The organism is Nocardia asiatica NBRC 100129 (assembly GCF_000308415.1).
GTDB classification, from domain to species: domain Bacteria; phylum Actinomycetota; class Actinomycetes; order Mycobacteriales; family Mycobacteriaceae; genus Nocardia; species Nocardia asiatica.
The window spans coordinates 1-20,749 of the sequence record NZ_BAFS01000244.1 but is presented as its reverse complement, the minus strand read 5'-3'; the positions used below and the strand labels follow the sequence as shown (position 1 = coordinate 20,749).

21 protein-coding genes are annotated in these 20,749 nt (G+C 71.1%); 6 read left to right on the top strand and 15 right to left on the bottom strand.

Translation table 11 applies throughout. The features are described 5' to 3' along the window. Positions 1-11 precede the first annotated feature (11 nt). Positions 12-1,547, bottom strand: coding sequence for an amino acid permease (locus ON27_RS24045; protein ID WP_051046947.1), 1,536 nt, complete (start codon positions 1,545-1,547; stop codon positions 12-14). 219 nt (positions 1,548-1,766) lie between these two features. On the opposite strand from ON27_RS24045, the gene ON27_RS24040 reads away from it, so the two are divergent. Next, positions 1,767-2,441, top strand: a complete 675-nt coding sequence (locus ON27_RS24040) for a TetR/AcrR family transcriptional regulator (RefSeq protein WP_043732209.1) — start codon at positions 1,767-1,769, stop codon at positions 2,439-2,441. Between the two features lie 3 nt (positions 2,442-2,444). On the opposite strand, the gene ON27_RS45420 is transcribed toward ON27_RS24040, so the two are convergent. The 7 genes from ON27_RS45420 to ON27_RS24005 form a co-directional block, all read right to left on the bottom strand. Next, positions 2,445-4,178, bottom strand: coding sequence for a TerD family protein (locus ON27_RS45420; protein ID WP_051046946.1), 1,734 nt, complete (start codon positions 4,176-4,178; stop codon positions 2,445-2,447). Between the two features lie 70 nt (positions 4,179-4,248). Continuing rightward, positions 4,249-4,779 (bottom strand): hypothetical protein, encoded by a 531-nt coding sequence (locus ON27_RS24030; protein ID WP_043732207.1) that lies wholly within the window; start codon positions 4,777-4,779, stop codon positions 4,249-4,251. An 87-nt stretch (positions 4,780-4,866) separates the two neighbouring features. Beyond that, complete coding sequence (locus ON27_RS24025; RefSeq protein WP_043732203.1) at positions 4,867-5,667, bottom strand: family 1 encapsulin nanocompartment shell protein; 801 nt, start codon at positions 5,665-5,667, stop codon at positions 4,867-4,869. Then, positions 5,664-6,719, bottom strand: a complete 1,056-nt coding sequence (locus tag ON27_RS24020) for a Dyp-type peroxidase (protein ID WP_043732199.1) — start codon at positions 6,717-6,719, stop codon at positions 5,664-5,666. The genes ON27_RS24025 and ON27_RS24020 overlap by 4 nt, the downstream gene beginning before the upstream one ends. Before the next feature lie 57 nt (positions 6,720-6,776). Further along, positions 6,777-7,103: a cupin domain-containing protein gene (locus tag ON27_RS24015; protein WP_043732196.1), complete on the bottom strand. Its 327-nt coding sequence runs from the start codon at positions 7,101-7,103 to the stop codon at positions 6,777-6,779. A gap of 198 nt (positions 7,104-7,301) precedes the next feature. Beyond that, positions 7,302-7,808, bottom strand: coding sequence for a dihydrofolate reductase (locus ON27_RS24010; protein ID WP_043732193.1), 507 nt, complete (start codon positions 7,806-7,808; stop codon positions 7,302-7,304). Beyond that, positions 7,805-8,632: a thymidylate synthase gene (locus ON27_RS24005; RefSeq protein ID WP_051046945.1), complete on the bottom strand. Its 828-nt coding sequence runs from the start codon at positions 8,630-8,632 to the stop codon at positions 7,805-7,807. The genes ON27_RS24010 and ON27_RS24005 overlap by 4 nt, the downstream gene beginning before the upstream one ends. 111 nt (positions 8,633-8,743) lie before the next feature. On the opposite strand from ON27_RS24005, the gene cobF reads away from it, so the two are divergent. After that, positions 8,744-9,487 (top strand): precorrin-6A synthase (deacetylating), encoded by a 744-nt coding sequence (gene cobF, locus ON27_RS24000; protein WP_043732191.1) that lies wholly within the window; start codon positions 8,744-8,746, stop codon positions 9,485-9,487. A 60-nt stretch (positions 9,488-9,547) separates the two neighbouring features. Further along, positions 9,548-10,417: an Fpg/Nei family DNA glycosylase gene (locus tag ON27_RS23995; RefSeq protein ID WP_043732188.1), complete on the top strand. Its 870-nt coding sequence runs from the start codon at positions 9,548-9,550 to the stop codon at positions 10,415-10,417. Positions 10,418-10,423: 6 nt separating this feature from the next. On the opposite strand, the gene ON27_RS23990 is transcribed toward ON27_RS23995, so the two are convergent. Genes ON27_RS23990 through pdxR form a run of 4 tightly spaced genes read right to left on the bottom strand, consistent with a single transcriptional unit; the run spans position 10,424 to position 15,014 of the window. Then, positions 10,424-11,932, bottom strand: coding sequence for a carboxylesterase/lipase family protein (locus ON27_RS23990; protein WP_043732185.1), 1,509 nt, complete (start codon positions 11,930-11,932; stop codon positions 10,424-10,426). Positions 11,933-11,945: 13 nt separating this feature from the next. Beyond that, on the bottom strand, positions 11,946-13,379 hold the full coding sequence (locus ON27_RS23985) for a dihydrolipoyl dehydrogenase family protein (RefSeq protein WP_043732183.1): 1,434 nt from the start codon (positions 13,377-13,379) through the stop codon (positions 11,946-11,948). 8 nt (positions 13,380-13,387) lie between these two features. Next, positions 13,388-13,633, bottom strand: coding sequence for a DUF2630 family protein (locus tag ON27_RS23980; RefSeq protein ID WP_043732245.1), 246 nt, complete (start codon positions 13,631-13,633; stop codon positions 13,388-13,390). A 10-nt stretch (positions 13,634-13,643) separates the two neighbouring features. Beyond that, positions 13,644-15,014, bottom strand: a complete 1,371-nt coding sequence (pdxR, locus tag ON27_RS23975; protein WP_043732181.1) for a MocR-like pyridoxine biosynthesis transcription factor PdxR — start codon at positions 15,012-15,014, stop codon at positions 13,644-13,646. A gap of 80 nt (positions 15,015-15,094) precedes the next feature. On the opposite strand from pdxR, the gene ON27_RS23970 reads away from it, so the two are divergent. Continuing rightward, on the top strand, positions 15,095-15,769 hold the full coding sequence (locus tag ON27_RS23970; RefSeq protein WP_043732179.1) for a pyridoxamine 5'-phosphate oxidase family protein: 675 nt from the start codon (positions 15,095-15,097) through the stop codon (positions 15,767-15,769). Positions 15,770-15,910: 141 nt separating this feature from the next. Here the strand turns inward: ON27_RS23970 and ON27_RS23965 are convergent, their stop codons facing one another. The 3 genes from ON27_RS23965 to ON27_RS23955 all read right to left on the bottom strand — a co-directional run bounded on the left by ON27_RS23965 (position 15,911) and on the right by ON27_RS23955 (position 18,968). Then, positions 15,911-16,648: an MspA family porin gene (locus ON27_RS23965; protein WP_157227299.1), complete on the bottom strand. Its 738-nt coding sequence runs from the start codon at positions 16,646-16,648 to the stop codon at positions 15,911-15,913. A 305-nt stretch (positions 16,649-16,953) separates the two neighbouring features. Further along, complete coding sequence (locus ON27_RS23960) at positions 16,954-18,195, bottom strand: hypothetical protein (RefSeq protein ID WP_043732174.1); 1,242 nt, start codon at positions 18,193-18,195, stop codon at positions 16,954-16,956. Next, a complete protein-coding gene (locus ON27_RS23955; protein ID WP_043732171.1) occupies positions 18,195-18,968 on the bottom strand; it encodes a crotonase/enoyl-CoA hydratase family protein in 774 nt (257 codons plus the stop codon). Before ON27_RS23955 ends, ON27_RS23960 begins: the two co-directional genes overlap by 1 nt. A gap of 53 nt (positions 18,969-19,021) precedes the next feature. Between ON27_RS23955 and ON27_RS23950 the strand changes: the two genes are divergently transcribed. Then, positions 19,022-19,672: a TetR/AcrR family transcriptional regulator gene (locus ON27_RS23950; RefSeq protein ID WP_043732169.1), complete on the top strand. Its 651-nt coding sequence runs from the start codon at positions 19,022-19,024 to the stop codon at positions 19,670-19,672. Next, positions 19,659-20,749 (top strand): acyl-CoA dehydrogenase family protein (locus tag ON27_RS23945; protein WP_043732165.1); only part of this gene is annotated, 1,091 nt, incomplete at its 3' end. The genes ON27_RS23950 and ON27_RS23945, both read left to right, overlap by 14 nt.

The window sequence follows — 20,749 nt, the reverse complement described above, 5'->3', positions numbered from 1 at the left end:
CGCCGGGCCGGTCAAGCCGGTTGCGGTGCGGGGTCGCCGCTCGTGACGTCGCGGGACCAACCGGCCGCCAGGCGATGCACCACCACGCCGACGGCCAGCACCAGCAGCACGAAAAGCGGCGCGGCCCAGCGCATCCACCAACCGCCGCCCTCCGGCGTGTAGACCTCCGCCCGTGGCCAGGCCAGGTTCACCACCATCGCGACGCCCCAGACCACGGCGAGCGCGTTGACCGGAATGCCGAACCGGCCCAGGCTGAACAGCCGCGCGTCGGTGCCCGGGTCCGGCAGGCCGGTCCACCTGCGCACCAGCAGCGGCACCGTCACCAGCAGGTAGGCCAGATACAGCGTGACGATGCAGACGCTCGCCAGGGTCGCGAACATCGCGGCGTTGCCGAGGTTGAGCACCAGCAGGCCGATGCCCAGCGCGCCGATCACGACGGCGGGCAGCACCGGCGTGCCGTATCGCGGATGCACGGCGGCGAGCCGGCCCGCGAACGGCAGCTTCCCGTCCCGCGCCATGGAGAACATCAGCCGCGAACCCGCGGTCTGAATCGCCAGGGTGCACACCGTGATCGCGACCGCGACGCAGCCGAGCAGCACCTTGCCCGCCGGGCTGTCCAGTTTCGCGGTGAGCACGTAGGCCAGTCCGTCCGAGGCCAGCGCGCCGTCGGACAGGCTCGGCGCGGCCATCAGCGCGCCGAGCAGCATGAGCCCACCGCCCAGCGCCGAGACCGACAGCGCGGTGAGGATGGTGCGCGGCGCGACCCGGCGCGGGTTCTTGGTCTCCTCGGAAAGCTCGCCCGCGGAATCGAATCCGACCATCACGTAGGCCGCCATCAGTCCGGACACCAGGAACGCGGCCCAGTAGGGACCAGGTGCGGCCTGATCGGTGTGCAGCACCACGCCGGGCCCGCGTTCGGGACCGGTGAAGAACAGCGCGACGATCGCGAGGACGCCGACGATCTCGACGGTGACGCCGATCGAATTGATCCGCGCCATCAGATCGATGCCGATCACGTTGATCAGCGTGGTGACCACGAGCAGGACGCTGCCCAGCAGTACGGCGTTGGTCGCGCCGGAGGGCGAGGTCAGCGCGGTGTCCGTGCCGACGAGCTGGAATCCGCTCCAGATCGAGGGCAGCACCACCTGCAGGGCGATCGCCGCCGCGGCGGCCGTGACGATCTGCGCGATGATCATCATCCAGCCCGCGAACCAACCGACGAGTTCACCGCCGAGCCGTCGCGACCACTGGTAGATGCAACCCGAGATCGGATAGCGCGCGGCCAGTTCGGCGAAATTCAGCGCCACGAGGAATTGTCCGGCGAACACGATCGGCCAGGTCCAGAAGAAGGCGGCTCCGCCGAACGAGTAGCCGAAGCCGAAGAACTGGAAGATCGTGGTGAGGATGGAGACGAACGAGAAGCCGGCCGCGAAAGAGGCGTAGCGGCCGAGCTTGCGGTGCAGGACGGGCTGGTAGCCGAACCGGGCGAGGTCGGCGCCGTCTCCGCTGAGGTCGGCGGACGGACTGGGGGCGAGCGTGGCGGCCATGGGCGGTCCTTCGGCGTGCGGCCAATAACTATCAGATGACAGTTTTGCGGCCGCGATCGCGCTTTCGGTGACCTCTATGTATCGGTTCCGGTACCCCCGGTAACTTCTGCGTTGCCGCTATTTCTATCAAATGACAGAAAACGCACGGCCGCCGTTGTCGCGCGGCGCGCACGGCCACCGCGCCGGAGCGTCCGCACAGCGAGCTGCCAGAATGGGGCGGTGGCGAACCTCGGACCCGGACGGCCGCGCGTCGAACAGCGGCGCCGGCGCGGCACGACACCGCGTGCCGAGATCCTCGACGCCGCAGGCGAACTGTTCACCACCAACGGGTACGCCAATACCTCCACCCGCGCGATCGCCGACGCCGTCGGAATCCGGCAGGCGTCGCTGTACCACCATTTCGCGGCCAAGGACGACATCCTGGACGCGCTGCTCGCCGAAACCGTTGCCGCGCCCATCGAATTGGCCGAGCGGCTGCGCACGGCGTCCGACCCGGCGCCGGTCCGCTTGTACGCGCTGGCCGTGTTCGACGTGCGGCAACTGTGCGCCTCCCGCTGGAATCTGGGTGCGCTGTATCTACTGCCGGAACTGCGCACCGAGCGGTTCGCCGCGTTCCGCCTGCGCCGCGACGAATTGCGCGGACATTACGAGGCTCTGGCCGCGCGCGTGCTCGCCGAGGTCGTCGCGCCGAGCGTGCCCGGCACCGAGTCGCTGCCGTTCCGCCTGGTGGAGACCGTGATCAGCATCCGCTCCGACGAGGGCGCCGCGCCCAGGTACGCGGAGCGGACCATCCCCGGGGCGGTGCTGCGCGTCCTCGGCTGGACCGGCGACCTCGACGCGATCCGGGCCGCGGCGGTCGTGCTGCTGGACCGGCTCGCCGCGCCCACGGACTGAGCCTCAGGACTTGCCGGTGCCCCGCACCCAGTCCAGCCCCCAGTGATACGCCTTGTCCACCTCGGTCACGCCCCAGCGCGGACGGTTCGGCGGCGGCGGGACGAAGCGTGCCTCCCGGCGCACCACCAGTTCCGCGCCGGTGTTCTCGATCAGCGCCAGCACCACGTCCCGGGAGCCGTCCGCGCAACCGTCCACACTCAGCTCGACCAGGGGTGCGCCTGCCGGGTACAGCGTCGCGGTCGCCCGGATGCCACGGAAGTCGGCCGCGCCGTCGTAGAGGGTGGCGAAGACCAGGATGCGGCGGAACTCGCCGCCGTGGCCGAGATCGATCTCCAGGTTCTCCCCGGCGGCGGCGGTACCGGAACGATCGTCGCTGTCCAGCCGGATGAACGGAGGCCGCTCCAGCGATCCGAAGTCGCCGACCGGACGGATATCGCCCTTGCGCCCGTCGGCCAGTTCCCAGAAGCAGCACAGGTCCAGATCCAGCGTGGCCCCCTCGCTCGCGCCCCCGGTCCACTTCAGGTTGACCCGCATGATGCCAGAGGTCGCGCCCAGTGCGGTGAGCGAGACCGAGGGAAACTCCTGCGTCAGCGCGAGTTGGCCGGAAGGCTGTCCCGCCGCCGAAGGCGTGTACCGACCTGGCGGGTGCTGACCCGATGCCGAATCCCGGCCGGACTGTATGTAATGGCCTGACTGTGGCGAGCTTTGACCATCTGGGGCAGACCAGCCGGGTGGCGGCGTGTATAGACCCGGCGAAGAGTATTGACCCGGCGGTGGCACCGGGTGGCCCGGTGGCGTGTATCGGCTCGGCGGTTGCGTCGGGTCGCTCGGCGGGGTGTGTTGGCCCGGGGGTTGCGCCGGGTCGCGCGGCGGGGTGTGCTGGCCCGGGGGTTGCGCCGGATAGCCCGGCGAAGGGTGCCAGCCCGGTGGCGTATAGCCGCCCGGCGATGCGGGGTACTGCGGAAACACGGGCTGAGCGAATGGAGCCGGGTAGCCGCTTGGCGGTACCGCGGGGCTTTGCCAGGCTGCGGCGTCGGGCCGCGCAGGTGCGGCCGGTGGCGCGCCGGAAGGACCGGCTTCGGTCGGGAACGTCGCGGAAGGAGAAGCCGTCAACCGACCCGGCTCCGGCGGTACCGGCGCTGCCGGTGGCGGCGGCGGGGTGAACTCGTGCGCGGGCGCGGGTGGCGGTGGCGGTGGCGTGTATTCGTGGGGCGGGGCGGGCGCGTCGTCCACAGTGATGCCGTAGTCGGTGGCCAGGGCCGCCAAGCCCGATGTGTATCCCTGACCCACCGCGCGGAACTTCCAGCCGCCGTCGCGCCGGTACAGTTCGCCGAGCACCACCGCGCTCTCGTTCGTCGCGCCGATGCTGTCGAAGCGGGCGAGCTCCGCTCCGGTGCCCGCGTCCACGACGCGCACGAACAGCCCGTCCAGCAGTCCGACCGGGCCGCCCTCGGTGGACGCCGCGATCACGACGCCGTCGATCTGCGACTCGACCCGCGCCAGGTCCGCGGACAGCACGTCCAGCACGACCGATCCCGGCCGCTTGCCCTCGTGCCGGACGGCTCCGGAAGGGTGGGCGGGCTGGTTGTAGAAGACGAAATCGCGGTCCGAGCGCACCTTCCCGGACGCCACGAGCAGTGCGGAGGCGTCGGCGTCCGGCGCATCGGCCCCGGCCCGCCAGCCCACTTCGATCCGGACGGCGGAACTCGGCACCGGCACGTTGGCGCCCTTCGGCATGGACACGTCTGTCAACGTAACCGAAACCGGCGCACGGCGTCCGGCATCCGCGCATGCCGCCGTCGCGCTCTCAGTGCGTCGGCGGCGCGATCTGCCAGTGTTCCTGCAGCGCCCCCGCGATCTGCGGGAGCACGGTCACCGGAATCCGCTTGTGGCGCAGAATCGCTCGGATCTCCGTCACTTGGTCGCGTTTGCGCAGGTCGTACGCTCCCGCCACCGGGCGGACCACCGGCGGGATGGACAGCAGGACCAGCTCGCCGTGCGGTTCGTCGCCGCCGGCCAGATCCAGCGCCAGCGACCAGCGGGCGCGCTCGTCCAGGGTGAACCGCCCGGCCACCACCCGGTCCCACGAGATGCTGGAGACCGTCCACGGCTTGCGCCGGTAGATGGCGTGGTCGGTGAGCACGATGGCGTCCCTGGTGAACAGCGCGGCCAGCACCGCGATCCCGACCACGGCTCCGGCCAGCAGTCCGGTGAACACCCGGTTCACCCCGAACGCGGCGACGAACGAGCCGCAGATCGTGACGGTCGCCAGGACGCCGGACACGCTGTAGAGCGCGGCGCGCTGAGTCGGGACCACACCTGCCCGCACCGTTGTCATCTCACCTACCTGCCTCGGGCGCATTTCCGGCTCAGGCTACCGCCTCGCGCGAGCGGCGCACACCTGGCCGTTTCCCACATCTGGCCGTCAGACGGTCAGCGGGACCGCGGCTTCGGCGGTGTACACCAGGAACGTCAGGCTCTGCTGGAAGTACAGCTGGACCGACGTGCTGTCGTGCGACAGGTAGCCGATGGACAGATCCTGGCCGATGCGCAGATCGAAGTCGCCGCCGCGAGTGGTGAGCACGATCGCGCCGTCGATGGCGGGCGCCCAGATGATCTCGCCTTCCGGGATCAGCCGCTCGATGTGCGTGCGGATCATGTGGCCGTGATCGGAGGTCTCGCTCACCGCCGTGTACAGCTCGGCGCTGAGCAGCACCGAGTACGGCCCGTCGACACCGGCCAGCCGCAGCGCGCTCAACGCTTGCGCGATCGCCTCGGGGACGAGCCGGGTGTCGCTGGGCAGCGTGATCGGCTCGTTGGAGGCGCTGGCGCGGATACCGGTGATGTGCGCGGCCGGGTAGCCCTCGAAGATCGCGCGGTCCTCGGCGAACGCGATCTTCTTCGCGGCGTCCTTCACCGGGTCCAGGTCGGCGTCCTGGGCGCCGCGCTCCACGTTGTCGAGTTCCTCGCGGGAGAGCGTGAACGGCACGCGCAGTTCGACCAGCGGCGCGACCACCCGCTGGCGGGCGAACACCCCGGCGTCGGGCGAGTCGATGGCCGTGGTGTGCCCGGTGCCGACCGCGGAGTAGTCCACGCCGTGCGGGCCGGACAGGTCCACGACGCGTCGCCCGGCGATGTGCCGCTTGAACGTGCGCGTCGCCTCCTCCTCGATGGCCGCCCACGCCTCGGCGGTGATCGGCGCCAGTTCGCGATGGAGGTTGTTCATGGCCGGGTGCTCCTTTTCAACGAGCCGATAGCGAGGGCGCCGTCGCCCGCGGGCGCGGCGGTGCCGGGCGGATCTGCGGGACCGCCGTCGGTGTCCACGGACACCGCCGGTTGCGCCGTCTCCCACGGCGCGGGCGGCAGATCGTCGAGGAAATCGACGGTGGGTGCGAAGAACGAGGTGCCGGTCCGGGCGACGGAGAAATCGAGGATGCGGTCGTAGGCGGCCTCGCCGGTGCCCAGGAACATGCGGGTGAGCATGCGTTCGGTGACGCTCGGGGTGGCCGCGTAGGCGATGTAGTAGGTGCCGAACACCCCCTCGCGCACGCTGCCGAAGGGCATGTTGCCGCGCAGGATCTGACGTTCGGTGCCGTCCGGATCGATCAGCGTGTTTACCTCGACATGCGAGTCGGCGGGCTTGATCTCGTCGGGGAGTTCGAAGTCGTCCAGCTTGGTGCGGCCGATCACCCGCTCCTGCTCCTCGACCGACAGCGCGCGCCAGTCCGCCAGCGGATGGGTGTACTTCTGCACGATCACGTAGCTGCCGCCGGTGAACTGCGGGTCCTCCGCGCCCACCAGCGCGGCCGCGGCCGCCGCGCGCCCCTCCGGGTTCTCCGTGCCGTCCACGAAGCCGAGCAGATCGCGCTGCTCGAAATAGCGGAAGCCGACGGTCTCGTCCACGATCGTCGCCGCGCCCGCCAGCCGGTCGGCGATGGCCATGGCCAGTTCGAAACAGGCGTCCTGCACCTCGGACTTGAGGTGGAACAGCAGGTCGCCCGGTGTCGCGGGCGCGGTGTGGCGAGCCCCCACGTAACCGGGGAACGGATGCAGCTCAGCGGGTTTGGGCCCGGCGAACAGGCGGTCCCAGGCGTCGGAGCCGATCGACGTGACGCACGTCAGGTTCGCCCCCGGCAGGCGGAAGCCCACCGAGCGGCGCAGGCCGGTGATGTCGGCGAGCAGGTCGCGGACCGCTGCCTCGCCACCCTCATCGATCGTGGCGACCAAGAAGATCGCCGACGGTGTGAGCGGTTCGAGGATCGGCTGCGGCTCACCCATGATCGACACCCTAACGCCCGGCCGGTCCGGGCGCGGTGCGGACCCGCGCGGCGGCGGCTACATCGCGACGGTCAACAGGAACGCGACGTCGTCGATCGCCTTGACGCTGTGGCGCGCCTTGGGCACCACGATCAGGTCTCCGGCCGAGCCCTTCCACTCGTTGGCGCCGCTGATCAGGATCAGGGTGCCGCTGAGCACCAGCAAGGTCGCCTCGCCCATGTTGTCGTGCTCGGCCAAGCTCTGCCCGGCCGTCAGGCCGACCACCGTCTGCCGGAGCGTGTGCGCATGGCCGCCATAGATTGTCTGTGAACTGCGTCCGCTCGTGGCGACGGCTGCCAGCTTCAACTGCTGACGCGCTACCGCAGTCAGTGATTTCTTTTCCATGGACCGCCTTTCGCAATTCACCACAGCCGATGCCGGGCTGCTGGCAACGGCTCGAGGCGTCGGCCGGACACGCGTCCGACCCCCGCATATCGAGGAGTATGCCCCAGTCGACCGCAGTGCGGGCCGGGTTTCACCGGCCGCGCCGCTGGGGGCGGCGTTCCCAGGGGGCCGAGCGGCGCGCGTCGACCGGCGCGCGCGTCAGGCGACTTGCTCGCGGACGTAGTGCCGGATGCGGAAACGCAGACCGGTGGACGAGGTCCGCCAGGGCTCCGGGTCGTCCGGTCGCCACTGCGGTCCGATCGGCGGCGCGAAGGCGTCGCCCTCGACCTCGGTGTCGATCTCGGTGACGCGCAGGTCGGTCGCGAATTCCAAGGCGGCGCGGTAGATCTCGCCGCCTCCGGCGACCCAGACGGTGTGCGGGGCACACCGGGCCAGCGCTTCGGGCACCGAGGACGCGCGCTCGGCGCCTTCCGCCGACCAGTCGGGCTGCCTGGTGACCACGATATTGCGCCGCCCGGCCAGCGGCCGGAAACGCGGCGGCAGCGAATCCCAGGTCCGCCGTCCCATCACCACGCAATGACCCCAGGTGACGTCCTTGAACTGCGCCATGTCCTCGGGCAACCGCCACGGGATGGTGTTGCGGAAGCCGATCACCCCGTCCAAGGTCTGCGCCCAGATCAGGCCGATCGTGCGGCTCTCGCTCACACCGCCACCGGGGCTTTGATGGCCGGGTGATGCCGGTAGCCGACTACTTCCACGTCCTCGTACCGGTAGTCGAACAGCGTCGGCGCGGGCCGCAGCCGCAGCGCCGGGAACGGGTAAGGGTCGCGGTTCAACTGTTCGGCGACCTGGTCGAGATGGTTGTCGTAGATGTGACAGTCACCCCCGGTCCAGATGAAGTCGCCGAGCGCCAGTTCGGCCTGCTGGGCGACCATGTGGGTCAGCAGCGCGTAGCTGGCGATGTTGAACGGCACGCCCAGGAACAGGTCGGCGCTGCGCTGGTAGAGCTGGCAGGACAGTCGGCCCTCGGCCACGTAGAACTGGAAGAACGCGTGGCACGGCGCCAGCGCCATCTTGTCCAGGTCGGCGACGTTCCACGCGGAGACGATGATGCGCCGGGAGTCCGGGTCGGTGCGCAAGGTCTGCAACACCTGGGAGATCTGGTCGATGTGGGTGCCGTCCGGCGTCGGCCAGGACCGCCACTGCACCCCGTAGACGGGGCCGAGTTCGCCGTTCGCGTCGGCCCACTCGTCCCAGATGGAGACGCCGTGGTCGCGCAGCCAGCCGACGTTGGAGTCGCCGCGCAGGAACCACAACAACTCGTAGACGATCGACTTCAGATGAACTTTCTTCGTGGTGATCAGCGGAAACCCAGCCGCGAGGTCGTAGCGCAGCTGGTGGCCGAAGATGCTGCGGGTTCCGGTGCCGGTGCGGTCGGCCTTCTTCGTGCCGGACGCCAGCACCAATCGCAGCAGGTCCTCGTACTGGGCGTCGGGAGCCGAAGCCGGGGCGAACGCGTCATGAGCCACGCCTCGCAACTCTAGTCGTCGTCCTCGGGCGAACCCGGGGAGCCGGACGAGCGCGTCGACAGGCCCGATCCGGCGGTCGCGGTCCGCCGCGGCCCTGGCAAGCTCGAGCCCATGCGCAAGCTCTACGTGATCGGCATCGGCGCCGGTGACCCCGACCAGGTCACCGTGCAGGCGATCAAAGCTCTGCGGCAGGTCGAGACGTTCTTCGTGATCGGTAAGGGCGAGGCCAAGCGGGAGCTGGTCGACGTGCGGACCGCCATCCTCGACGCGCACCTGGACCGGCCGTACCGGGTCGTGCCGATCGCCGACCCGCCGCGTGACCGGACGCCCGCCGAGTACGTGGACGTGGTCGAGGACTGGCACGACCGCCGTTCGGCGCTGCTCGAAGCCGCCTTCGCCGCGGCCGACGGCGTCGGCGGCATTCTGGTGTGGGGCGATCCCGCGCTGTACGACAGCACCCTGCGCATGGTCGAACGGGTGCTCGCGCGCGGCGTGGCGCACTTCGACTACGAGGTCGTTCCCGGCATCACCAGCGCCCAGGCGCTGGCCGCGCGGCACCGGATCGTGCTGCACGGAATCGGCGAGCCGGTGTGCGTCACCACCGGCCGCCGCCTGCGGGAGGACGGGCTCGGCGCGGAGAACGCGCTGGTGATGCTGGACGGCGAGTGCTCGTTCACGACGATCGCGGACGAGGACGTGCACATCTGGTGGGGCGCCTACCTCGGTATGCCGGACGAGACGCTGATCGAGGGACCGCTGCCCGCGGTGCGGGACCGGATCGTGCGCCGCCGCGCCGAACTGCGCGAGCGCAAGGGCTGGATCATGGACATCTACCTGCTGCGCCGCACCGGGTGAGCGGCTGCGTCCCGCCCGAGAACCGGCGGGTTGTCGGCGCGGCTGGGTAGTCTGGTCCCCGTGCCAGAGCTACCGGAAGTGGAGGCGTTGGCGCAGTTCCTGCGGGAGCATGCGGTCGGCGCCGTGGTCGGCCGCGTCGACGTGGCCGCCCTGAGCGCCGTCAAGACCTTCGAGCCTCCCGTGACCGCGCTGTCCGGCCGGGACGTCACCGGCGCCGGGCGCTGGGGGAAATTCCTCGGCATGGAATGCGACGGGCTGTGGCTGGTCACGCATCTGTCGCGCGGCGGATGGCTGCGCTGGATCGACGAACCGAGCCCGACGCCGCCCAAACCGGGCGGCAAGAGCCCGCTGGCGTTGCGCGTGCATTTCTTCACGCCCGAAGGGGCGACGCCCGCGTTCGACCTGACCGAGGCAGGCACCAAGAAGCGGCTCGCGGTCTACGTCGTGGCGGACCCGAAGGCGGTGCCCGGCATCGCCCGGCTCGGTCCGGACGCGCTGGAGCTGACCGAGGCGCAGTTCGCCGACATCCTGCACAGCACCTCGCAGCGGATCAAGACCGCGCTGGTGGACCAGGCGCTGCTGGCAGGCGTCGGCAACGCCTACTCCGACGAGATCCTGCACACCGCGCGGATCTCGCCGTTCGCGAACACCAAGACGCTGCCCGCCGACAAGCTGGCCGAGCTGTACACCGCCATGCGCGGGGTGCTCACCGACGCGGTAGGCCGTTCGGTCGGACAGGACGCCGCCCGCCTCAAGGGCGAGAAGCGCTCCGGCATGCGGGTGCACGCCAGGACCGGGCTGACCTGCCCGGTCTGCGGCGACACGGTCCGCGAGGTCGCCTACGCCGAGCGGTCGTTCCAGTACTGCCCCACCTGTCAGACCGGCGGCAAGATCCTCGCGGACCGGCGGATGTCGCGGTTGCTGAAGTAGCCGCCGCTAGGTCACCGTGGGCACCCGTACGCCCTGCCAGGCGCGTCGTTTCGCCCGGTCGGGGTCGTGTTCCACCCGAGTGGGGTAGTCGATGATCAGCGTGGACCGGCGGGCCTCCGTGTAGGCGGGCCAGGACGGCAGCGGAGCTCCGGTGCGGGCGAAGGCCAGCCAGTTGTCCTGGAACTGGCCGGTGACCGCCCGCAGTCCGCGCCGGCCGCCCGCGGCGGTGAACGCCCGGCCGATCGGCGTGTCGCCGACGCCGAAGACGGCGATGAGATCGGTGGCGTGCGTGGCGCCGAGCCCGGACAGGTGCAGGGCGCGCGGCGCGAAGTCGTAGCGGTAGGCGTAGGTCGGGGCGTGTTTGCTGTGGCCTTCCATGACGGTCAGCGAGGGACGCCAGAAGGTGTAGTCGCCCCCCGCCCGCACCGCGGCCCTCGGCTGGGGATAGCCGGGATAGGCCGCGGCGATCCGGGATTCGGCATCGGCGGAATCGCCGAGCGCGGAGCGCAACCGCTGCGGCGTGGTGGGCAGTTCGTCGGCGAATCTGGCGAACAGTGTGCCTTCGTCCCGGTTCGTGCCGATGATCAGCGGCACCCGGTGGGCGGAGCCGTCGCTGATCGCGTCGACCGGGGAGCGGGGCAGGAACTCGCCGTCCACGACCGGACAGACGGGGAAGACGCCCGGCTGTTTCCGCAGCACTTGGGCGATGGTGCGGTCGACGGCTCGGCGGATGTCGTTGGGGGCCGCGGTGCGCAGCACGGTGTGCGCCGTGTCCGGCGTGGCGCCCAGAGCGTCGACGCAGCGGCGTGCGAAACCGCGGGCTTCCTCCGCGGTCAACGCCCAGTCGGCGGGCGGGCTCTGCGAGATCGCCCGATGGAACAGGCCCGCGGCTCTCGGGGTGGCGAGGAGTCCGAGCACGGCGTGCGCGCCCGCGGACTCGCCGAAGATGGTCACGTTGCCCGGGTCGCCACCAAAGGCCGCGATATTGGTCTGCACCCACTCCAGGGCGGCGAGCTGATCGCGCAATCCGAGGTTCGCGTCGAACGGGTGCTGCGCGGTGCCGAATTCGCTGAAGTCGACATAGCCGAACGCGCCCAACCGGTAGTTCAGCGAGACCACCACCACGTCGCCGCGCACGGCCAGCCGCGCGCCGGAATACAGACCGAGCGCGGAGGTCCCGATCAGGTAGCCGCCGCCGTGGATGAAGACCAGCACCGGTCGCGGCTTCGACGCGGGCGTGGCGGGAGCGGTGACATTCAGTGTCAGCGCGTCCTCGCTGGTCGGCTGGTAGGCGCGCGGCCCGATCCGAGCCCCGGAGCGGTGCTGCATCGCCGCGGAGGTGAATTCCGTCGCCGCCCGAACGCCCGACCACGGTTCGACCGGCTGTGGAGCGCGAAATCGCAGGTCCCCGATCGGGGGAGCCGCGTAGGGAATAGACCGCCAGCGCAGTACGCGGCGGCCCCGGCGGCCGCGGACGATTCCGTCGGCGGTCGCGATATCTGTTGTTGCCACCATTCAGAAATGGTAGCTACGAGCGGCGGGCCTCCAACAGGCGCAGCCAGAACTCGCTGACCGCAGGAAAGGCTGGCACCGCGTGCCACAGTGCGGACAGGGGGACCCCGCCGACCACCGCGATCGTCGCCGCGTGCAGTTGCTCGCCCACCTCGGGGCCGACGAAAGTGGCACCCAGCAGCGTGTCGGTCGCGCTGTCGATCACCAGCTTCGCGCGGCCCGCGTAGTCGTCGCGCGACAGCGCCGATCCGGCCACGGCGATGTCGAGTTCGACGGTCTCCACCGCATGGCCCGCGTCCCTGGCGGCGGCTTCGGTCAGGCCGACGGAGGCCACCTCGGGCGCGGTGAACACCACCTGCGGCACTTTGCCGTGGTCGGAACTCGCGACGTGACGCGGGTCCTCCAGCGGCCTGCCCTCGGCGCGCGCCGCGATCACGTCGCCGCACACCCGGCCCTGGTACTTGCCCATGTGCGTGAGTGCGGCGCGGTGGTTGAGATCGCCGACCACATACAGCCACTCGCCCTCGACGTCGCGCGCGGTGAGCTGGTCGTCCACCGCCACGTAGCCGTCGGGCAACCCGACCGCGTCCAGCCCGAGGCCCTGGGTGGCGGGTGCCCGCCCGGCCGCCACCACGATCTCGTCCACTTCGAGAGCCGACTCGCCTTCGGGGCCGCGCAGCCGGATCGTCGCCGGACCGCCGTGGATCCAGCCCTCACCGGTGTCCTTCGCGGCCGGGCGCTCGACGCCGGTAGGCGCGGTGCCGAAGCGCACCCGCACGCCCGCGTCGGTCAGCGCCGCGGCCACCCGTTCGCGCGCGAACGGTTCGGTCGAGGCCAGCAGCGCCGAGCCGCGCACCAGCAGGGTGACCTCGGCCCCGAGCGCGGCCAGCCAGGTCGCCGCCTCGGTGGCCACCACGCCGCCGCCGACCACGGCCACCCGGCACGGCACTTCGTGCAGATTGGTGACGTCGCGCGAGGTCCACGGCAGCGCGGCACGCATGCCGGGCATGTCGGGGACGTTCGCGGTGGTGCCGGTGGCCAGCACGACGGCGTGGCGGGCGCGCAGCCGCCGCCCGTCGACCTCCACCGAGCGCACGCCGGTCAGGCGGCCGGTGCCGCGCACGACGTCGATGCCGTTGCTGCGGGCCCAGTCGACCTGTGCGGAATCGTCGTGGTCGTGCACGAAGGCGTCGCGCCGACGCAGCACCGCCGAGACGTCGAGGCCGGTGACCGAAACGCCCGGCATCGCCCGCGCGGACGCCAGGACGTGACCCGGACGCAACAGCGCTTTGCTCGGTACGCAGGCCCAATAGGAGCACTCGCCGCCGACGAGTTCACGTTCCACGATGGCGGCCGTGCGGTCGCTCCCCGCGATGGCGTAGGAGGCGGCGTTCTCGCCCGCGGGTCCGCCGCCGATCACGATGACGTCGTAGTCGGTTGTGCTCGACATCGCCGCGCCTACTGCAGGTAGCCTTCGACCTGCGAGACCGAATTGGCCTGCACCCCGTCGGGGGATTCACCCGAATCGATCCGCGCCCGGCGATGGCGCAGCAGGTCCCAGGCCTGGTCCAGCATCACTTCGAGTTCGGCCAGGCGCTGGCGTTCGGTCTTCGGGTCCAATTCGCCGCGGGTGGCCTGCGAGCGGAGCTGGTGCTCCTGGTCGACCAGTTCCTTGATGCGCGCCAAGATGTCCTGTTCGCTCATGCGGACCATGCTACGGCCGGGCGAAGCACTCGGCGGCCAATGCAACGGCCGTGGTCAGCTCCGGCCAGGGCAGCGCCGTGTAGCCGAGCGCGACGCCGAAGTGCGCGCGGCGCGCTCCGAGGTGGTGCCGCGCCAGACCTTCGAGCGCGACGCCGCGCGCCTGCCCGGCGGCGACCACGCGCCGTTCGGCCTCGGCCGACTCCACCGGCACCACGACGTGCGAACCCGCGTCGTCGCCGAGCACGCCGAGTCCGCGGCGGCGCAATTCGGTCACCACCAGCGTCCGGCGCGGCGGCAGCGCGCGCCGCAGCCTGCGCAGGTGCCTGGCCAGGTCGCCGTGCGCGGCGAAGGCGACCAGCACCCGCTGGCCCGCCGGGCTCGGTCCGGTGCCGGTGCGCTCCCGATGGGCCAGCACCGCCTCGGCGACGGCCGGAGCGGCCAGCAGCCAGCCGACGCCGAGCGCCGGGGAGAGGATCTTGCTCGTCGTGCCCAAGTGGACGACCACATCGGGAGCCATGGTGGCCAGCAGCGGCAGCGGCGCGGTGTCGTAGCGCAGTTCTCCGTCGTAGTCGTCCTCGATGACGAAGACGCCGGTTCGGCGCGCGTGCTCGACCAGCTCGACCCGCCGCGCGGCGGGCATGCGCGCGCCGAGCGGAAACTGATGCGCCGGAGTGCAATACACCGCCTTGATCCGAGGCGGCAGCAGATCCACGCGCAGACCGTCCGCGTCGACGGGGATCGGCACGACCTCGAGGCCGGCCGCCGCGAAGGCCCCCGCGGCGCGTTGATAGCCCGGGTCCTCCATGGCGACGGCATCGCCCGGTCGCAGCAGCGCCGCGGCCAATTCTCCGACGGCGGAACTGGTTCCGGCGGTGGCCAGCAGCACGGTGTCGCTGCCTGCGCCGATCCCGCGGTGGCGCAATAGATGCTCGGTGACCGCCGCGCGGAATTCCGGTTCGCCCGCGCGGTTCTTGCGCACGATCGGGGCGTGATCCGCGGCGGCGCGCCAGGCGCGGCGCCATGCGGCCGGGTCGATGGCGTCGATGCAGGGAGCGCCCGGGGCCAGGTCGAACAGTCGCGGCCCGGGGTCGGTGCCGTGCCCGGAGCCGGTGTTCGAGGGCGCGGTGGCCGGTGCGGTCGTCAGATAGGTGCCGGAGCCGCGTCTGCCGCTGAGCCAGCCCTCCGCGTGCAATTGGTCGTAGGCGGCGGCGACCACGGTGCGGCTCACGCCGAGCCGCTCGGCCAGCGCGCGGGTGGACGGCAGACGGTCGCCGCCGCGCAGCGGTCCGCTGGTCGCGGCGCGGCGCACCTGGTCGGCGATTTGCACCGACAGCGGTTGCGCCAGCTCGCGATCCAGGTCGAGCGCAAGGTCCTCGAGCACGCTTCCTCCTCGAAGTGGACCGCTGAAATACGTGGGAATTGGCACTTTGATAGTGCCATTCGTGCCCCGATGCTGGGTACATGACCGAGACAGTCAGCCCACGGACTCCCCTCTCGCCGACGCCGCGCAGCACACCCACCAGGTCGACCGACCGCGCCAGGACCGATCGCGCCGACCTGGATTCGGTACTCGACGCCGGGCTGATCTGTCACCTCGGTGTGCTGCTCGGCGGCACGCCGGTGGTGCTGCCCACCGCCTACGGTCGCGACGGCGACACGCTCTACCTGCACGGTTCCACCGGCGCGGGGAACCTGCGCGCGGCACTGGCCGCGGACATCTCGGTGGGGGTGACCCTGGTGGACGGCGTCGTCTACGCGCGTTCGGCCATGCACTTCTCCATGAACTACCGCTCGGCGGTCGTGCTGGGCCGCGCTCGCCAGGTGACCGGCCACGACGAACGTCTGCACGGGCTGCGGGTGATCGTCGAACACGCCGCGCCCGGTTCTTGGTCGCGCGTGCGCCCCCCGAACAAGAAAGAACTGGCCGCGACCACAGTGCTCGCCCTGGACCTCACCGAGGCGTCGGTGAAGATCCGCGAAGGCGGCCCCAAGGACGACGAGGCCGATATCGAGACGGGCGGCGTCTGGGCGGGCGTCCTGCCCCTCCGCCAGGTGTGGGACGCACCGATCGACTCCCCGGACCTCGCTCCCGGCATCCCCGTCCCCACCGACGTCCTCCACCGCGCCGGCTCCTGATCGCCACGCGGCCGGTCGGCGTACTCCGCCGGGACCGGTTGCGGCCGAGCGCCGGTACGAGGTGTGAATCGGCGCTCGGGCAGGTGCGCACCGCGGCCGGGAAGCTCCGATCGGATCGTGCTACCGCAAGCAGGGCCGGTCTCAGAACACGAAGTGAGGTCCGTAGCCCGTCGTTTGCGCCATGCCGTTGCGAGCTTCGGCGCGGACGGTGATGAACGGCATCGCGGAGGCAGGGGAGAGGCATCCGTTCACATTCAGCGGGGTATTGCTGTGCGCGAAAGTGAAGGGGAACGTCGACTCGTCGTCCAGGTCCGCCTCGGCGATCACTGCCGCGGTCACGCTGCCCGGCGCCAGATTCACGGTGATCTCACCGCCGAGTTCGCCGTTGACGCCGAAGGTGGTGTCCGCCCCGATGGCGACGGTGGGCGCGACGATGACCGGCAACTCTTCGAGCATGCCGTACTCGTTCAATGCGCCGAAATCGATCCCGCCGAATTCGATGACGATCCCAGGGGAGAATTCGACGCCGCTGCCGACGGCCGCGGCGATGGAGACCGAGATGCCGTCGGAGATGTCGACCGCGCAGCCGATGAGATATCCGGCGACGATCTGCCCGCCGCGCAGCGCCGACGGCCCGTCGGAAACGACCGAGAAGTCGCCGGACACCTTGACCGCGTGCGCGAACGGAACGCCCAGCGCGACGTCGCCGCCGGGCACGACGTTGTTGTAGTCCACCGACGCGATCAGATGCAGGCCGCCGCGGGTGCCGACCTCTCCCGGCTCGGCGCCCGCCACGGTGTCGGAAACCGCGAATGAGGCGGCAGCGGCCACGATTACCGCGACGATCGCGGCAAGAGTACGCGAATGCTTGCGGTTCATCATGCTCCAGTCGAGTATCGATCGAATCGGAACTTCGTACGCAAACGGACTCGCGCGGCAAATGGGTCGTCGCGGACTCCACTCGGCATGCGCGGCAAGGAGACTTTAACCGGCGGTGCGGCGCGCGGCGGTAATGGTGCCGACACGGCGAGTCGGCCGGCGCGACCGGCGGGCGGTCTTCGTCGGCATCGCGCGCGGCATCGGGATCGGCGAGTGAACCATTGCTGTTCTTACCAGATCATCGACAATTTGCTAGAAATCCGCCATAGTTTTGCGCGTCGGTCGACTGCGCCTGTTCCCCGAATTCACCACGCGGCGGCGCGCAATCCCGCGGAGCGCACCGTGCGCACCGCGAGTTCGCGCAACGCGCCGGTGCTCGGAATTCGCTCCGGGTCGAGGCTGACCAGGCTCAGCACGTAGTCGTCGCCGATGCGGCACAGATAACCCGAGAGGCGGGTGCGGGGCAGGCGCGCCGTGCCGAGGCCGGGGTGGATGGCCCGGGCGGCGACGCCGGTGCACCGGTGCGGGCCGAGCGCGCGCAACGACGCCGGAAGTGTTCCGATGTTGGAGCACAGGATGTCTCGTTCCCCCGCGCCCTTGGACAGCGCATAGGCCCAACTGTCGGGGATCACTTGCAGGAGTTCTTCCGGTATGCCGCTCGGCGCGGACATGCGGTGCTCGTAGGCGGCGCGAGCCAGCGGGCGAATCGTAGCCGGCGTGTCGGCGCGGGTGATCGCGATGCGGGTCATGGCGAGGTCGTTGTCGACGCGGGGTTCGTCGCGGGTGTCCACGGGCAGGCTCGCCTCGATCGTCTCGCCGGGAAACCCGCTGTGCCACAGCATGGTCGCGACGAGGTGGATGAACAGGCTGTTGGCCGTGCCGCCGTCTCGCGCGGCGACGCGGTCCCACTCCGCGGCAGAGCATTGCAGGACGGCGCTGTGCGTCGGCCGGGCGGCCACGCGCGGCGGCTCGTCCCGGCTCGGGACGGCGGGCTGCCGCGGTATCCCGTGCCGCAGCGCAGCCGCGGTGCCGCGCAGGACGATCGACCACTGACGCCGGGCATCGCGCCAATCGGACTCCACCGCAGCGCGATTCGGCGCGCACACACGCGTCCCGCCCAGTGCGTCGTCCACCGCGAGCACCAGCGCGCGCCCGTCGGCCAGTGCGTGCGAGCAGGTGAGCGAGACGACGGAACCGCCGTCGTCCAGCGTCGCGGTCGAAAGCCGCCAGCCGGGGCCGTATTCCGGATCGAGCCCGTCGCCCTGCGCGTCCGCCCAGTCGAGCAGTTCGGTGACCGGGAGTACGTCTTCGGCGCGGTCGATCGGATACGCGCGAGCGTTCGGCCGCCAGGCTCGGCGAGCGCCCGGCACCCGCGGACGGATCACCCGCCGTCCCAGGGGGCCCGAGCGCAGGGCTTCGTGTACCCGCGCCAGCAGCGCCGGGTCGATCCGGTCCGCCGTTCGCCACAGCCCCTGTAGCGCGATCGGGGTGCCCAGCCCGCGATGGGTGCGCAGGAAGATCTCGTCGACGACGCTCAGGCGGCCCATCAAGCGCTTGCGCCGTGCCGCCCCGCGCCCGCCGCGAAGCGCTGGGCGCCGTCCAGCGCGCCGCCGGCCAGCGCAGTCAGGCCGTGACGGAACTCGTTGCGCAGCGCGGCCTCCTCGGTCAACCCCTCCTGCTCGAGCATCGACATCCGGTCCGAGCGCAGGCAGGTCTGCGGCAGCGCGGCCAGTTCGGCGGCCAGCGCCTCGGCGGCGCCGCGGGCTTCGCCGGTGGGCACCACGCGGTTGACCAGACCCATCTGCAGCGCCTCCGGCGCGCCGACCGCGCGCCCGGTGAGCACCAGATCCATGGCGCGGCCCGCGCCCACCATCCGCGGTAGCCGAATGGTGCCGCCATCGATCAGCGGAACACCCCAGCGGCGGCAGAAGACGCCGAAGGTGCTGTCCTGCTCCGCGACCCGCAGGTCGCACCACAGCGCGAGTTCCAGCCCGCCCGCCACCGCGTAACCGGAGACCGCGGCGATCACCGGCTTGGACAGCCGCATCCTGGTCGGCCCCATCGGGCCGTCGCCGTCCTCGGTGGCCGAGTTGGAGCGCTCGGTGCCGAGCGCCTTCAGGTCGGCGCCCGCGCAGAACGTGCCGCCGTCGCCCCACAGCACCGCGACCGCGGCGTCGGGGTCGGCGTCGAACTCGCGGAAGGCGTCGGCCAGCGCGGCGGCGGTCGGTCCGTCCACCGCGTTGCGCGCCTCGGGGCGGTGCAGGATCACGGTGGTCACGGGTCCGTCGCGTTCGATCAGTACGGTCACGCGCTCGACCATACGCCGTAAAAGCACCCTTGTGCGAAGAAATGAATACATGCTTCACTTCTTGGGTGGCCTACCGCAGAACCCCCGCTGTGCAGGCCCGTCTGGACGCCCAGGCGGGCCTGATCGTGCAGGCCGCCACCAAGGTGCTGTCCGATGGCGGCTACGCGGCGCTGTCCATGGCGGCGGTCGCGGCCGAGGCGGGCGTCGCCACCGGCACCGTCTACAAGAACTTCGACGGCAAAGCCGCTCTGGTGCGCGCGGTGTTCCGGAAGGTCGTCGCCCGCGAGGTCGCCGCGGTGGCCGCGGCGGGTGCGCACGGAACGGCGATGGAACGGGTCACCGCGGCGGTCGAGACCTTCGCCGGGCGCGCGCTGAAGAACCCGAACCTGGCCTACGTGCTGCTGGCCGAGCCAGTGGACGCCGCCGTGGACAGCGAACGCCTGCGTTTCCGGCGCGCGTTCGCCGAGACCTTCGAATCAGCGGTGGCCGAGGGCGTCGCGCGGGGCGAACTGCCCCCGCAGGACCCGCGGATCAGCGCGGCCGCGCTGGTCGGCGCGATCGGCGAGGTGCTCGTCGGCCCGCTCGCCGACGCGCCGCACGGGGAGTCCGTCGTCCCAGAACTCATCGCTTTCGCGATCCGCGCGCTGGGTGTGCGCGAGGACCCGGGCGCGGGCCGCGCTCGGCTGGAATCAGGAGTGTCAGATGCAGACGCATGAAGTCTTCAACCAGGTACCCGACATCGTCCCCTTCGACGCCGCGCGCAATCCGGCGCTGCTGGAAGGCTTGCACCGGGAAGGCGCGGGCTGGGCCGAACCCGAGGTGCGGGAGCTGGGAGCGCTCGCCGGCGGCGCGCCGGCGCAGGAGTGGGGCAGGCTGGCCAACGAGTACCCGCCGGTCCTGCGCACCCACGATCGCTACGGCAACCGCGTCGACGAGGTCGAGTTCCACCCGCACTGGCACGACCTGATGCGCGTGGCCGTCGAGCACGGCCTGCACGGCGCCCCCTGGCTGGACGATCGGCCCGGCGCGCACGTGGCGCGCGCGGCGAAGTTCTACACCTGGGGCATCGCGGACGCGGGCCATATGTGCCCGATCTCGATGACCTACGCGGTGGTCCCCGCGCTGCGGCACAATCCGGAACTGTCGGCGCGGTTCGAGCCCTTGCTCGGCTCCCGCGTCTACGACTTCGGGCTGCGGGAACCGTCCACCAAGGCCGGACTCGTCGCGGGCATGTCGATGACCGAGAAGCAGGGCGGCTCCGACGTCCGCGCGAACACCACCACCGCGACGCCGCGGCCGGACGGCTCGTACCGGATCGTCGGGCACAAGTGGTTCACCTCCGCGCCGATGTCGGACATGTTCCTCACTCTCGCCCAGGCGCCCGGCGGCCTGTCATGCTTCCTGCTGCCCCGGGTGCTGCCGGACGGCGCCCGCAACCCGATCCGCATCCAGCGGCTCAAGGACAAGCTGGGCAACAAGTCCAACGCGTCCTCGGAGATCGAGTACGAGAACGCCGTCGGCTGGCTGGTCGGCGCGGAGGGCGCGGGCGTCAAGACCATCATCGAGATGGTGAACATGACCCGGCTGGACTGCGTGATCGGCTCGGCCACCGGCATGCGGGCCGGCGCGGTGTACGCGGTGCACCACGCCAGGCACCGGGAGGCGTTCGGCAAGAAGCTGATCGACCAGCCCGCCATGCGCAACGTGCTGGCCGATCTGGTGATCGAATCCGACGCCGCGACCACCGTGATGATGCGGCTGGCCGGGGCCACCGACCGGGCCGGGCAGGATCC